The organism is Bacteroidota bacterium (assembly GCA_016699695.1).
Taxonomy (GTDB): Bacteria; Bacteroidota; Bacteroidia; order Bacteroidales; family UBA10428; genus UBA10428.
Genome location: CP065006.1, coordinates 2,163,031 through 2,177,976 on the forward strand (window position 1 = coordinate 2,163,031; position 14,946 = coordinate 2,177,976).

Genomic DNA, 14,946 nt, shown 5'->3' on the forward strand with positions numbered 1-14,946 from the left:
CATTGAGTAAAGCAAAAAATATATTTGTTTGCCAGGAGTGCGGCGCTGAATCGCCAAAGTGGATTGGCCGTTGCCCGGCATGCAACAGTTGGAATTCTTATGTGGAGGAGATTAAGATTACCGGCAAGGCATCCGTTCACCGTGCTTCCGGAGAGCGCTCCACCAACCGAAAGCCGCTGCCTTTCGATGCGGTAGAAACCGAAGCTTACTCCAGGCTTAATACCGGATTGGCAGAATTCGACCGCATGCTTGGCGGAGGTCTGGTTCCCGGGTCTTTTACTCTGATGGGAGGTGAACCCGGAATAGGAAAGTCGACACTGGCCCTTCAACTTGCTTTGGTTTTACAAGAAAAAATATTGTATGTTTCTGGCGAAGAAAGTTCGGCACAGATTAAGATGAGAGCTGATCGATTGGGAGGAAAAAATCCCCAATGCCTGGTTTACAACGAAACGAACCTCGACGATATTCTACTTCATTTTCAACGCGAAAAGCCTTCATTACTTATTATCGATTCCATTCAAACTATTTATACTCCTCTTATCGAATCGGCACCCGGAAGTGTGTCTCAGGTGCGAGAGTGCGCAGCGAGGCTTCTTCAGGTGGCAAAGGACAGTGAAGCACCTATACTTATTATCGGCCATATTACAAAAGATGGCAGCCTGGCTGGCCCCAAGGTACTTGAACACATTGTCGATACGGTAGTGCAGTTCGAAGGCGATATGCAACTCAACTACCGTATATTGCGCACCCTTAAAAACCGTTTTGGGGCTGTTCCCGAATTGGCTATTTTCGAAATGAAGCAAAATGGCCTCGAGCAGGTACTCAATCCATCGGCCTATTTTTTAAATCAAAGCCATGTCGAATTCAGCGGTGTAGCCATTACCTGCACTCTCGAAGGATACCGACCCTTGTTAATCGAAACGCAGGCCCTGGTGAGTACTGCGGTATACGGCACGCCTCAACGCTCTGCGACCGGTTTCGACCTCCGCCGTATGAATATGTTGCTGGCTGTGCTCGAAAAAAAGGGAAAACTTAATCTGTCGAACAAAGATGTTTTTTTAAATATAGCCGGAGGATTAAAATTACAGGATCCTGCTGCCGACCTGGCTATTCTGGCAGCTATATTTTCTTCGATTACCGACCAGTCAATTAGTCCTAAACTGTGTTGCTGTGCCGAAATCAGTCTTACGGGCGAGCTGAGGCCTGTGGTGCGCATAGAACAACGCATTGCAGAAGCGCAAAAGCTCGGATTCAAGCAGATGCTTATTTCATCCTATCACCGTAATCTCGAAAACAATGCAATTGAAATAATAAAGGCATCGTCGCTCCAACAAGCCATGAAAGCTATATTTCATCAGAAAGCAGAAAGCTCAGATTAGTCGAAAATAGCCCCTGCTTCTTCGTAATAATTTTCTATGTCAGCGGCTGCATCTTCCTTTTGAGCAGCACAGTTTAAATCCACATCGAATTCGGAAGGTTTAATAAACACATCTTCCTGCTTCACGTTCAGGCTCGGGTCGGCATAAATACGGCTCATGTATTCGGCCCAAATAGGCAAAGCCATTGATGATCCTGAACCCATGGCAATATTATCGAAATGAATGGAACGGTTTTCACCACCAACCCACACACCTGAAACCAATTGGGGTGTGATGCCAATAAACCAGCCGTCGCTGTGGTTATTGGTAGTTCCGGTTTTGCCTGCCATTTCGCCTGTAAATTTGTATTCTGCACGCAACCTGAATGCAGTTCCAAAATTTACTACACCCTGAAGCAGGTTAATCATTAAAAATGCAGTCTGTTCATCAATGGCCTCCCTTGTTTCGGGATGGAAAGTAGCAAGCACATTACCATATTTATCTTCGATGTGGGTGACAAACATGGGCTTGATATGAATGCCCTGGTTGGCAAAGGTTGAAAAGGCTCCAACCATTTCCTTCACCGACATATCGGAGGTACCATAAATCATCGAAGGAACAGGGTCGATATAGCTCTCAATGCCCATTCTGTAGGCAATGTTGGCGATGGGTTCGGGTTTAAACCTGTCCACCAGCCAGGCCGAAATATAATTGTGCGAGGTGGCTAGTCCCCACTTAAGGGTTTTCATGGTGCCAATGTATTTTTTATCGCCCGAATAACGAGGTACCCATATCGTGTCATTCACTTTGAAAGGAACAGCCACTACAGGCACCTCCCTGCAAGGAGAAAAACCCTCCTGCATGGCAAGAATGTATAGAAAGGGTTTAAAAGTCGATCCGGCCTGACGTTTCGCCTGGGTTACATGATCGTATTTGAAATGCCTGAAGTTGATACCACCCACATAGGCTTTTACATGCCCGTTACTCGGATCCATCGACATGAAACCGGTACGCAGCATATGTTTGTAGTAGAGTATCGAATCGAGAGGAGTTAAAACTGTATCTCTTTCACCCTTCCAGGTAAACAAAGTCATTTCAACAGGCGTTTTAAAGACTTTATAAATACTATCCATCGAAACTCCCATATTGTAGAGTCTTACGCCACGTTCGCTGTAGCGAATTGCATTGCGGATAATCTGGTCGATTTCTTTGTTGGTTAATTCACTGTCGAAAGGGGCTCGCTTTCGGCCTTTTTTCTCCTTAAAAAATGCATCCTGCAAATAATTTCCTAAATGAGCTTGTACGGCCTCTTCGGCATATACCTGCATTTTTGAGTTGATGGTAGTATAAATACGAAGTCCATCGGTATATATGTCGTACTTCGATTTATCGGGCTTTGTGTTTTTATTACACCACCCGTAAAGGGCATCGGTTTCCCATAATAAGGAGTCTTCCTGATAGCTTTTATAATTTTGATAGTTTTTTCGGCTGGGTTTTGCTTTAGTCATGTAGGTGCGAAGATATTCCCTGAAATAGGTAGCGGGGCCGGAATTATGACTTACCGACTGAAAGTCGAGGTTGATGGGCAGTGCTTTGAGCGAATCGTTTTCTAAAGGCGTTATAAAACCATAGCGTGCCATCTGGTTTAAAACCGTATTTCGACGCATTAAGGCTCTGTCGGGGAAGCGTTTTGGATTGTAATAGTGTGGATTTTTCGCCATTCCAACCAAAACAGCCGATTCTTCGATTCGCAGCGAATCGGGAAGCCTGTTAAAGTAAATACGGCTTGCAGAATTAATACCTACTGCATTGTATAAGAAGTCGTACTGATTAAAATAGAGTGCAATGATTTCATCTTTAGTATAAGCCCTTTCAAGTTTAACCGAAATCACATATTCCTTAATTTTCTGGCCAAAACGCGAAAATATATTTTTTGCCCGCTCATGAAAAAGTTGTTTCGAGAGTTGCTGGGTAATGGTGCTGCCTCCACCCTTGGTGCCAAGAAAGACGAGAGCCCTGAAAGAACCCTTAAGATCAATACCTGGGTGTTTGTAAAACCTGATGTCTTCGGTGGCAATAAGGGCATCGACAAGGTGATTGGGCAGTCGGTCGTATTCAACATAAACTCTGTTTTCGTTTTCGGTATATACCGATCCGAGCACTTCGTTATCAGAGGAAATAATGAGGGTGGCCAGGTTTATTTTCGGGTTTTCAAGGTCTTCGATACGGGGCATGTAACCGAGTTTACCACTTCCGGCCAGAATAAAAATAAGAATGATTGAGGCTACCGGAACAGCTATTGTCAGCCAGAAAATCAGATTTTGTTTTGTATAATTCGTTTCAGTGTTATTCATCGCAAGGGTTGGTTAATATGGTGCAGCACTATAAAAAACAAGGAGCGTTTTATTTATCAGAAAAAAAATATTCATCTTTGCCGTCGAAAGGTATTAAATATAGCTTATCTAAGCTAAAACCGTGTTTAAAACTGATCGCAAAAGTATGAATTATTTGTTTTGAATGCCTGTACTCAGGCCTTTGCAGCTTAATATTTTTTCGTATGTTAAAGGAATTCAAAGCATCATTTTTAAAGTGAACATTAATACCGATTTAATAACTTCGGGCGATACGTTTTATTGTAAAAATTAAGTTAGATGATTGAAAATCTGGTTATTGTTGAGTCGCCTGCCAAGGCTAAAACTATTGAGGGGTTCCTGGGTAAGGATTTTCAGGTTACATCAAGTATGGGGCATATTCGCGATTTATCGAAAAAGGAATATGGTATTGAAATTAACAATGGTTATAAGCCACAATATATTGTCCCTAACGAAAAAAAGAAAATTGTAGCGGAGTTAAAAAAACTGGCCAAGGAAGCCAAGATCGTCTGGCTTGCTTCCGACGAAGACCGCGAGGGAGAAGCCATTGCCTGGCACCTGGCCGAGGAACTAAAACTGAACCCTAAAACCACCCGACGAATTGTTTTCCACGAAATCACTAAAAAGGCTATTCAGGAATCGATTCAAAATTACCGCAACATCGATATTGACCTTGTAAATGCCCAGCAAGCCCGCAGAGTTCTGGACCGCCTGGTGGGTTTTGAACTTTCGCCGGTGTTATGGAAGAAAGTAAAGCCCAGTTTATCGGCTGGCAGGGTGCAAAGTGTGGCTGTAAGATTGGTTGTCGAACGCGAAAGGGAGATTATCAATTTTAAATCTCTTGCCAGCTATCGGGTACAAGCCATTTTCGACCTTAACGAGAGTAAAAGTAAACTGGAAGCAGAACTCGACAGACGTTTCGATACCGAGCAAGAAGCTTCGGCTTTTCTCGAAAAATGTGTACAGGCTGTTTTTACCGTGCAAGACATCACCAAAAAGCCTTCGAAAAAATCTCCGGCTGCTCCTTTTACTACTTCAACCCTTCAACAGGAAGCTAGTCGCAAGCTTGGTTATTCAGTGTCGCAAACCATGACCCTCGCCCAAAAGCTTTACGAAGCCGGGCATATTACCTACATGCGTACAGATTCGGTAAACCTTTCGGATTTTGCTCTTGAAGCAGCTCAGGAGGTTATTACCACTGAGTATGGAAAAGAGTATCACGAAAAAAGAGTGTATAAAAGCAAATCGAAAGGAGCGCAAGAGGCACACGAAGCCATTCGCCCTACTTATATCGAAAAAAAATCCATTCAGGCAGGAAATTCAGAACAACGCCTGTATGAACTCATTCGTAAACGTACACTTGCTTCACAAATGAGCGATGCCCAATTGGAAAAAACCAACGTGGGCATAGGAATATCCAATGCAAGCGAGCAATTCGTTGCGCAGGGTGAGGTATTAAAGTTCGATGGTTTTTTAAAGGTTTATATCGAATCGACCGACGACGACACCGACCAGGAAGAAAAGGGATTATTGCCCCCAGTAAAGTCCGGCCAGGTGTTGGAACAAAACCAGATATTGGCTACCCAGCGGTTTTCGCATCATCCGCCCCGCTATACCGAGGCCAGTCTGGTGCGCAAACTCGAAGAGCTGGGCATCGGTCGGCCTTCGACCTACGCCCCTACCATTACAACCATCATTAGCAGAGGCTATGTAATTAAGGAAGACCGTGCGGGCACGGAAAGAAAATATGTTCAGCTTAGTCTGAAAGCCAAAAAAGTAAGTAAGGAGATAAAAACCGAAAATACAGGGGCCGAAAAAGCTAAATTGTTTCCCGATAACATTGGCATGATTGTGAATGACTTCCTGCTCGAAAACTTTAAGAACATCCTCGATTTTAACTTTACTGCAAGTGTTGAAAAGCAATTCGACGAAATTGCAAGTGGTAAGGGCAACTGGCAACAAATGATCGATGAGTTTTACAAACCCTTTCATACTCAGGTCGAAACAACCATGGCGGTTTCCGAGTACTCCAAAGGAGAACGCCAGTTGGGCATCGATCCCGAATCGGGCAAACTTGTCATTGCCCGCCTGGGAAGGTATGGCCCAGTAGTTCAGATCGGCGAACAGGCATCAGAAACAAACGAAAAACCGCGTTTTGCCAGTTTGCTGAAAGGCCAGCACCTCGAATCTATTACCCTGGAGGAGGCTTTGTCACTTTTCAGGCTTCCACGCTCCCTGGGTGAGTTCGAAGGCAAGGAAATGACAGTGTCCATCGGACGGTTTGGGCCCTATATCCGCCACGACAATAAATTTGTTTCTCTCCAGAAAGATGTGGACGATCCCTATACTATCGAAGTTTCACGTGCCATTGAGCTAATCGAAGAAAAAAGGGTAAAAGATCAGAATAAGTTCATTAAAACCTTCGACGAACAACCCGAGTTGCAGGTGCTTAATGGCCGCTATGGCCCTTATATCGCTTTAGGCAAGAAGAATTACAAAATTCCGAAATCCATGCTGCCCGCCAGTCTTACCAGGGAAGATTGTTTAAAGATTATTGCCGAAGCTGACAAGGCGCCTGTAAAAAAGAAACCCAGAACCAAAAAATAGCATTACTCTATGAATCTGCTTGATTACATCGATCCGGTCGAACTCGATAAACCCGAAGAATATCATATCGCTAGCGATGAACTGTTAAGCAGAAAAATAACAATTCATACTCCAAGTTTTAATACGGACGACCTTAGCCGGTTTCAGCTGGCTATTCTGGGGGTCCCCGAGGATAGGAACTCCTTTAACAAGGGAGCATCACTGGCACCCGACCGCATACGAAGCGAACTTTATAAATTGGTAAGCCCGGTTTCGAAAACCTCTATCATTGATCTCGGAAATCTTAAAGCAGGCAATACTTTTAACGACACCTACGTGGCTCTCAAAGAGGTTGTTTATCGTCTTTTATGCGATAATATCATAGTAGTGCTAATAGGGGGTACACAGGAATTAACCCTGCCTGCCTTTCAGGCTTTTGAAAACTATCAGGAAAAAATTAACCTCACCGTATTCGATTCGCGCATCGACTCCCAGAAAGCAGCATTGCGACCCAATGCCGATTCTTTTGTGTTTGAATTGTTGCTGAAGAAAAGAAAACTCTTTCGCTTTGTACATGCCGGACATCAGGCCTATTTAACCGAAAAACATAGTCTGGAACTGTTAAACAAACTGTTTCACGAAGCAATCCGCCTGGGCGAAGTACGAAGCGACCTGAAGAAAATAGAACCTGTTTTACGCGATACTGACCTTGTCAGCTTTGACATGGGTTGTATAAGGCAATCGGATTCACCCGGTCATTTTCGGCCTTCTCCAAATGGTTTCTATGCAGAAGAAGCTTGCCAATTAGCACGCTATTCAGGCGGTGGCGACCAGGTAAGACTTTTTGGGGTTTTTGAATCGAATCCTCGCTTCGATCAGCACGAACAAAGCGCTGCACTGACCGCGCAATTGATCTGGCACTTTATCGAAGGTGTCGAACATCGATGCCCGGAGACCCCTAATTCTGAAGACAATGATTTTAAAACTTTTATTGTGGGCCATTCCGATTTAGATTACGACATGGTGTTCTATAAAAGCCAAAAAACTGAACGATGGTGGTTGGAAATACCCAATCTAAAAGGCGAGGCCCCTCTTGTTGTTTCTTGCTCGCACGACGATTATGTAGCCGCCAGTAACCACGAGGTTCCAAACTTATGGTGGAAGTATTTTCAAAAATTAGGCTAATAAGCTTTGAGGTTGCTTAAAATGGAGTTTTTTTATTCGTTTTTTGGTTATCGGCAATACTTTTATAGACTTCTGCGTTAAGGTAGGCGGGTTATTACAGTTTTTTTTAAAAAAAAAGTAACCCCCAAGCGTATTTATGAGTAAAAGGGGAAACGTAATTAAGGATGTTAATTACTTGTATTGTGTGAGAAATATATTTTTGCTTATTTTACTTGTATTATATAAGCGCGGTAACCTGAAGCTTTATAAACGGTAAAAATGAAAAAGCTAGTTTTTCTTCTCATTGCAATCAGTACAGTAGGTTATACTCTTGCACAACAATTGCCTAATGTGAGCTATTTTATGTACGATCATGCCAGAACAAATCCGGGTAGCTTGGGAAGCAAAGATATGATTTGCGCTTCGCTCATCTTAAAACGATCGTATATTGATTTTGGGGAAGGCGCCCCCAGTAACGAATTTTTAAATGCTGAGGTGCCATTTAAACTATTTGGTGCAAAACATGGAGTAGGTATTTCAGCCTTTACCGATAAAATAGGTTTTTATAACGATGTTGATGTGAAACTTGGATATGCTTTTAGGTTTAATGTGGCCGAAGGAACACTTGGTATTGGCATATCCGGAGGAGTAAGGCAAAAAACCCTCGATGCTTCGAAATGGCAGTATGGTGCCAATGGCGATGAGTTGGATCCTAATATTCCCCAGGGAACTCAGGAGAATATTTTTGGTTTTGGTTTTGGGGCGGGTTTATTTTACCGTTCAGAAGACATTTATCTAGGTGCCTCTGTAAGCAATATCTACCCTTCGGATATTGAATACGATGAAAGCACAGCCATTGAAGACATGCAACCTCACTATTATATTACAGCCGGATACACTTTTCAGTTAGCCAATCCGGCATTTGAGGTCGAACCGGCTGTTTTAATTTTTAGCGATAACCTTATTTCCACTACCTTTGATTTAAATGCAACCCTCACATACAATAAAAAAATATGGGGTGGCGTTTCCTATAGAGCCGGAAGTGCAGTTGCTGCCATGGCAGGATTAATGATACTCGATGGACTCAAAGTAGGACTGGCATATGATTATCCAACCTCGGCGCTTTCCAATGGTAGTTTCGAGGTTTTATTAAACTATTGTTTTAGTGTTGGAGGAGAAAAAAGCCCTCAACGTTACAGAAGTATCCGGTATTTGTAAAATTTTGTTAATTTTAATTTCTGGTTATAAAAGAAAGAGATATATTTCAGATAAATTCCTTTGATTATGAAAAAGCTGATTTCATTAGGTTTCGTTTTAGCTGTACTAATAATAAGTAGTTGTAGTAACTACAAGACTGGAGAGCTTACGGGGGTGCCGGGCAGAGCTCGTTATTTCGAGCCAGATCCTTTTGGTATGGTCTTTATTCCCCAGGGTAGCTTTACCATGGGTATTAACGACCAGAGTGTTCCCTGGGCACAAAACGATTATACCCGCACAGTTACAGTAGATCCTTTCTGGATGGATGAAACGGAAATCACCAACAACGAATACCGGCAGTTTGTATACTGGGTTCGCGACTCAATTATGCGTCGGATGTTAGGTGAACAAATTGACGATTTCGTCATTTCCGAAGATGCCTTAGGAAATCCCATAGAGCCACCCTCAATTAATTGGGAAGTTCGGATTGACTTTGGTGACGAAGAAATCAGCGAAATTCTCAGCGAAATGTTTTATCCTAACGAAGAGAGATTTTTCAATGCAAAGGAATACGATACCCGTAAATTGCTTTACGAATATTTTTGGATTGATCTGAAACAAGCTGCTGCCCGTGGTAATCGTTTTAATTTCTCTACAAAGGAATACGATGGTTATGTGACCAATTCCGATGGAGAAAGAACTAAAATTCAGGATCGCTCAAGCTTTATCATTCGTGATATGGTTAATGTATATCCCGATACCCTGGTTTGGATTGCAGATTTTACCTATTCTTTCAACGAACCACTTACCAACATGTATTTCTGGCATCCTGCTTATGACAATTACCCGGTTGTAGGTGTTAGCTGGAAACAAGCAACTGCTTTCTCAATCTGGAGAACACGCTACTTAAACGCTGCCCTTAGGGCAAGTGGTCAGCCTGGTGTGCACGATTATCGTCTTCCCATCGAATCGGAATGGGAGTTTGCTGCCCGCGGTGGCCTCGACCATTCTATGTATCCATGGGGAGGTTATTATACACGTAACAAAGAAGGCTGTTTCTTAGCCAACTTCAAACCACTTCGTGGTAACTACATCGACGATGGAGGATCTACCACCCTTCCGGTTGGTACCTATCAGCCAAACGAGTATGGACTTTACGATATGGCAGGAAACGTTGCTGAATGGACTTCAAATGCTTTTGACGAATCAGCATACGTATTTAGCCATGACTTAAATCCTGATTACAAATACAATGCCCTTCCCGATGATCCTCCTGTATTAAAACGTAAGGTTATTCGCGGTGGTTCCTGGAAAGACATTGCTTATTATCTGCAAAACGGTGTGCGCACTTATGAATACCAGGATAGTGCCAAATCGTATATCGGTTTCCGCTGTGTACGTTCATACCTGGGTAGCAACTAGAAGACATTTAAATATTTTACTGTAATTAAAGACTTATACGATTATGAATATATCCGATCTGGTTCAGAGTGATGGTTGGAGAAAGTTTATGGCCAAACTCTATGGTATGGGTGCCTCTGTGGTTATTATTGGAGCACTGTTTAAAATTAACCACTGGCCCGGAGGGTCTCTCGTAATTACGCTGGGGCTTATAACGGAAGCAATCATCTTCTTCTTCTCTGCCTTTGAACCGTTGCATGAAGAGCTTGATTGGACTTTGGTATACCCCGAACTGGCTGGTATGTCCGATCCGGATGAAATAGAGAATTTCCAGCAAAATGTATTCGAAACGGGTGGCCGTAAAATTGAAAGTATCGAAGACGTTTTAGGTGCTGCAGGTGTGGATAATGAGGCCATGAAGAAGCTGGGCGAAAACTTTTCCAGGTTGAACAAAAGTGCTGAATCACTTGCAGATTTATCTGGAGCTACAGTGGCTACAAAACAGTTTGTAAGTAACCTCGAAACTGCCGCCAGTTCGGTAGGTTCGCTCCACGAAACCTATAACTCCAGTGCAGCCAGTATAAAACAATCAGCCACGAACCTTTCTGGTGCTTACCTCGAAACTGCTGACTCTATTCGTAAATCCGGCGGCGAAATTGCACTTTCTTATCAGCAAATTGCCGATACTATTAAATCGGGTCATTCTTCTATCGCCTCTGGCAGTCAGGAATACGAAAAGCAATTGTCGCTGCTGAGCCAGAACCTTTCAAGTTTAAACCAGGTTTATCAATCGCAGATAAAAGAAACGAGTGAACAAATGAAAGGATCAAAGGATCTTTACAGTGGTTTGCACGACATGATTTCGAACCTTAAGGCTTCGGTAGAAGAAACAAATAAATACAAAGAAGAGGTTTCGAAACTGAAAGACAGCATTTCTTCTCTGAACACAATCTATGGTAACATGCTGCATGCCATGGGTTCAACAAAACCAAAAAACTAATCACCTAACCACGCTAGAATAGATGGGCCACGGAAAAGAGACTCCCAGACAGAAAATGATTGGTATGATGTATTTGGTGCTAATGGCCCTGTTAGCATTGAATGTGTCGAACGAAGTATTAAACGCTTTTGCTGTGCTGGATAGTGGATTAACAGCCACTAAATCAACCCTTGAGCAGACTAATGGCCAGGTGATGACCAACTTTGACGAGCAATTTATGATCAATCAGTCAAAAGTGGCAAAATGGTACGATTTGGCAAAACAAGTGCAGGAACGATCCAATGCTATTGTCACTTTTATTCAGGAAAAGAAAATAGAGATAATTAAAGAGGCCGATGGTGAAGATGCTGAAGCGGTTGAGGGCGATCACATAAACGGAGACTTGATTAAAGGAAAGGATATGACTGATGTTCCTGCTTTTATTATGATTGGTGACAATAATGATAAAGCAGGTGCGGAATTACGCAAAATGATTGAAGATTTCAGGGGCTTTTTAATGGCCAATGTGTTGGGAGAAGATGCCAGTGAAAAGGTCATTAATTCTATCATGAGTAGTTTAGATACCGAAGATGGAGTTGATCATAAAAGTGGCGAGAAAATTCCATGGGAAAGGGCTCATTTCGAGCATCTTCCTCTTTCGGGTGTAGTTGTAATTATGTCTGGGTTGCAAATTAATGTGCGCAATGCCGAGTCGGAAGCTTTACGTTACCTTTATACCAACATCGACAAAGGTTCCTTTAAGTTTAATAACCTGAGTGCAACAGTAATACCTAATACCAACTACCTGATCAGGGGCAATGAATACAATGCTGAAATTTTCCTTGCAGCAAGTGATACTACCGCTACACCTAAGATTTTTATCAACGAGGGTCGTAATCCTTATGATTCGACCTTAAACCCTGATGGAATTACCTATGATTATACTATGAAACCCGGATATACAGAGGTGGATGTAGCAAAATCAGGTAAGGGAATTTACAAATTCACAGGGGCTGGCTTAGGTGAAAGAGCATGGGGAGGTATTATAGAGATTACCGGACCGGATGGAAATAAAATTACACGGTCCTTCAAGCGCTCTGTGATGGTAGCAGAAGGATCGGTTGTAGTTTCACCCACCAAGATGAACGTTTTTTACATTGGTGTCGATAACCCTGTCGATGTTTCGGTAGCAGGCGTTATGCCCGAGAAGGTATCGATTAATGTGAGTAATGCTCAGGCCGATAGATCTTCTGGCAGCAGCACCTATATCGTTAAACCAAAGCGTCCGGGTAACTGTTGGGTAGAAGTTTATGCCGACATGGGACAAGGGAAAAAACTGGTTGGCAAAAAAGAATTCAGGGTTAAGAAAGTGCCTAACCCTGTGGCTAAAGTGAATGATAAAACAGGTGGTGCAATCACTAAATCTGTTTTATTGGCACAAATCGGAGTAGCTGCAGAAATGGAAAATTTCGATTTCGACCTTAAGTTTACCGTTACTGAGTTTACGGTTTCAACTACCATTCAGGGGTTCCTTCAGGAAGCTACTTCGAACAATTACAAATTTACCAAAGATCAAAAGGCAATTATTAATAATTTATCCCGCGGTCAGAGGGTTTATATACAAGACATTAAGGCTGTAGGTCCCGATGGCTCGACACGCGATTTATCCACTATTTCATTTATTTTGAATTAACCTTTTAAAGGAACTTGTCATGAGAAAGTACGCTGTTATTTTAGTAGGTTTTTTTGCCTTAAGCACCTTTGTGTCGGCACAAGACCAGCTCACAGAGATATACGTGAAAGAGCATATTCCCAATAAAAAAGCTGTTCCCTATGAATACATTCGCGAAGCCGATGTGATGTGGTCGAAAGTGGTATACCGTATGGTCGACTTAAGGCAAACCCAGAACATGGTTTTGTACTACCCAACAAAGCCCATTGGTAACCGCATGAATTTTATCGATCTGCTTTTTCAGGGAATTCAAAATGAAGGCATACGTGCTTTTTCAACTATGGATCCGGTGAATGAATTTACAAACCAGATGACTTTGGACGATATTGAGAAAGTATTCGATTCTGGTGTGGATACTGTTTCAACTGTGGATCCTTTTACAGGTCAGGTGATTACTCAGATAGTGCCGCGCGAGCGTAAAACCGACCAGGTGAAGAAGTTGTTGATAAAGGAAAAATGGTTTTTTGATAAGAATCATTCAGTAATGAAAGTGCGTATCATTGGTATCTGTCCGCTACGTGTGTATTACCGTACCGACGATCAGGGAGTTGAAACCGATGAATTGCTTCAAAAGAAAACCTTCTGGGTTTATTTCCCCGAAATACGTCCCCTGCTTGCCAACCACGAAATGTATAACCGTTTTAATGATTCGCAGAGTATCTCGTTCGACGATTTTTTTATGCAACGTAGGTTTAACAGCCATATTTTCTCTGTTTCCAATGTGTACGATAACCGCAATATCAATGCCTACACCGTAGGGGTCGATGCTTTGCTGGAAGCAGAACAACTTAAAACTTGGCTGTTTAATATCGAACACGACTTGTGGGAATATTAATATCAGTATGCTTTTAGCATAAAAAAGGCTTGTGGGTTACTCACAAGCCTTTTTTGTTATTGTTTTTTTGGCAAAGCTTTAGACAAATTCTTCGCCTTTTTCAAGTTTTACGTCGTTCACAAATTGTTTTATCCGCTGCTCTTCCTGTTTCTTGCAAATTAGCAGAACATCCTCTGTATCAACAACAATAGAGTCTTCTAAACCTTGTATTACAGCAATTTTATTGTTCGGCATAGATATCAGGCAATCCTGTGCTTCGTAAAGAAAAATACCGGAACCTTTCTTGACATTGTTTTCACTGTCTTTTTCAGAAATATCATATAACGAACCCCAGGTACCCAGATCAGACCAACCTATGTCGGCACAAAGCACATGCACATTATCGGATTTTTCCATAATTCCATAATCAATGGAAATGCTTTTACATTTCGAATAAGTAGATTGAATAAAATCAGCTTCTTTTGGCGTATTAAATAATCCACTTCCCTCCTCAAAAAGATGATTGACATCGGGCAGATGGGTTTCAAAGGCTTTATTTATGGTGCTCAATGACCAGAAGAACATCCCTGAATTCCAATAGAAATCGCCACTTTCGATGAATTTACGGGCAAATTCGAGGTTGGGTTTTTCAGTAAAGGTTTTTACTTTTCGGAAGCTTTTATTTAAAGTAACGGCTTGTTTTTCTTCGGTAATTTGAATGTATCCATAACCTGTTTCAGGTCTCGATGGTTGTATACCCAATGTAAGAAGGGCATTGTTATTCTCGATAAAATCCAAGCCGTTCTTTACAACATTCAGGAATTCAATTTCTTTGAGAATGATATGATCGGCTGGCGAAACCACAATATTGGCATCGGGCTGGATTGATTTAATTTTATGATTGGCAAAAGCAATGCATGGAGCTGTGTTACGGCGCATGGGTTCAAGCAATAACTGATCTTTTGAAATGCCGGGTAACTGCTCTAGAATGATGTCGGCATAATCGGCATTGGATACAATGAGAATATTTTCTTTGGGTATTATTCTGTTAAAGCGTTCGTAGGTCGATTGCAGTAAACTCTGCCCGGTTCCTAATATATCAAGAAATTGCTTTGGCTTTTGCGTGCGGCTGAAAGGCCAGAATCTGCTACCAACGCCACCGGCCATAATCACGCAATAGTTTTTTTGGTTCATATTGAATGAGGATTTAATTATGGGGCCGAAAATAAGAAATCGAATTAAAACTGCCTGAATAATTTTGATATACTTCACGCTTTTTATTCCGAATAGCAAATAATTCTCTTTGCTACATATTCTTGTTGTCTTTATCGGTGAATCTTGAA

The 14,946-nt window shown here is 42.1% G+C and carries 10 protein-coding genes; 8 read left to right on the forward strand and 2 right to left on the reverse strand.

The features are described from left to right. Nucleotides 1-2 precede the first annotated feature (2 nt). Entirely contained in the window at nucleotides 3-1,379 is a 1,377-nt protein-coding gene (gene radA, locus IPM71_09155) for a DNA repair protein RadA (GenBank protein ID QQS49787.1), read from the forward strand. Here the strand turns inward: radA and IPM71_09160 are convergent. Further along, nucleotides 1,376-3,712 (reverse strand): transglycosylase domain-containing protein, encoded by a 2,337-nt coding sequence (locus IPM71_09160; protein QQS49788.1) that lies wholly within the window; start codon nucleotides 3,710-3,712, stop codon nucleotides 1,376-1,378. The two genes, radA and IPM71_09160, sit on opposite strands and share 4 nt — an antisense overlap. A 297-nt stretch (nucleotides 3,713-4,009) precedes the next feature. Here IPM71_09160 and topA point away from each other — a divergent pair, with 297 nt between their 5' ends. From topA to gldN, 7 genes are all read left to right on the forward strand, one after another. Next, entirely contained in the window at nucleotides 4,010-6,337 is a 2,328-nt protein-coding gene (gene topA / locus IPM71_09165; protein QQS49789.1) for a type I DNA topoisomerase, read from the forward strand. 9 nt (nucleotides 6,338-6,346) lie between these two features. Then, nucleotides 6,347-7,501, forward strand: coding sequence for a formimidoylglutamase (locus tag IPM71_09170; protein QQS49790.1), 1,155 nt, complete (start codon nucleotides 6,347-6,349; stop codon nucleotides 7,499-7,501). Nucleotides 7,502-7,759: 258 nt separating this feature from the next. Continuing rightward, a complete protein-coding gene (locus tag IPM71_09175) occupies nucleotides 7,760-8,698 on the forward strand; it encodes a PorP/SprF family type IX secretion system membrane protein (GenBank protein QQS49791.1) in 939 nt (312 codons plus the stop codon). A gap of 66 nt (nucleotides 8,699-8,764) precedes the next feature. Continuing rightward, complete coding sequence (locus IPM71_09180; GenBank protein ID QQS49792.1) at nucleotides 8,765-10,099, forward strand: SUMF1/EgtB/PvdO family nonheme iron enzyme; 1,335 nt, start codon at nucleotides 8,765-8,767, stop codon at nucleotides 10,097-10,099. 43 nt (nucleotides 10,100-10,142) lie between these two features. Further along, entirely contained in the window at nucleotides 10,143-11,078 is a 936-nt protein-coding gene (gene gldL / locus IPM71_09185; protein QQS49793.1) for a gliding motility protein GldL, read from the forward strand. Nucleotides 11,079-11,100: 22 nt separating this feature from the next. Continuing rightward, entirely contained in the window at nucleotides 11,101-12,750 is a 1,650-nt protein-coding gene (gldM, locus tag IPM71_09190; GenBank protein ID QQS49794.1) for a gliding motility protein GldM, read from the forward strand. A gap of 19 nt (nucleotides 12,751-12,769) precedes the next feature. Continuing rightward, complete coding sequence (gldN, locus tag IPM71_09195; GenBank protein ID QQS49795.1) at nucleotides 12,770-13,624, forward strand: gliding motility protein GldN; 855 nt, start codon at nucleotides 12,770-12,772, stop codon at nucleotides 13,622-13,624. A 78-nt stretch (nucleotides 13,625-13,702) separates the two neighbouring features. Here gldN and IPM71_09200 read toward each other — a convergent pair whose 3' ends face one another. Further along, on the reverse strand, nucleotides 13,703-14,797 hold the full coding sequence (locus IPM71_09200) for a mannose-1-phosphate guanylyltransferase (GenBank protein ID QQS49796.1): 1,095 nt from the start codon (nucleotides 14,795-14,797) through the stop codon (nucleotides 13,703-13,705). Nucleotides 14,798-14,946: the final 149 nt, after the last annotated feature.

Excerpts from the sequence above, each read along its gene's own strand:
- IPM71_09160 (QQS49788.1), bottom strand. The coding sequence starts at position 3,712 with ATGAATAACACTGAAACGAATTATACAAAACAAAATCTGATTTTCTGG.
- topA (QQS49789.1), top strand. The coding sequence starts at position 4,010 with ATGATTGAAAATCTGGTTATTGTTGAGTCGCCTGCCAAGGCTAAAACT.
- IPM71_09170 (QQS49790.1), top strand. The coding sequence starts at position 6,347 with ATGAATCTGCTTGATTACATCGATCCGGTCGAACTCGATAAACCCGAA.
- IPM71_09175 (QQS49791.1), top strand. The coding sequence starts at position 7,760 with ATGAAAAAGCTAGTTTTTCTTCTCATTGCAATCAGTACAGTAGGTTAT.
- IPM71_09180 (QQS49792.1), top strand. The coding sequence starts at position 8,765 with ATGAAAAAGCTGATTTCATTAGGTTTCGTTTTAGCTGTACTAATAATA.
- gldL (QQS49793.1), top strand. The coding sequence starts at position 10,143 with ATGAATATATCCGATCTGGTTCAGAGTGATGGTTGGAGAAAGTTTATG.
- gldM (QQS49794.1), top strand. The coding sequence starts at position 11,101 with ATGGGCCACGGAAAAGAGACTCCCAGACAGAAAATGATTGGTATGATG.
- gldN (QQS49795.1), top strand. The coding sequence starts at position 12,770 with ATGAGAAAGTACGCTGTTATTTTAGTAGGTTTTTTTGCCTTAAGCACC.
- IPM71_09200 (QQS49796.1), bottom strand. The coding sequence starts at position 14,797 with ATGAACCAAAAAAACTATTGCGTGATTATGGCCGGTGGCGTTGGTAGC.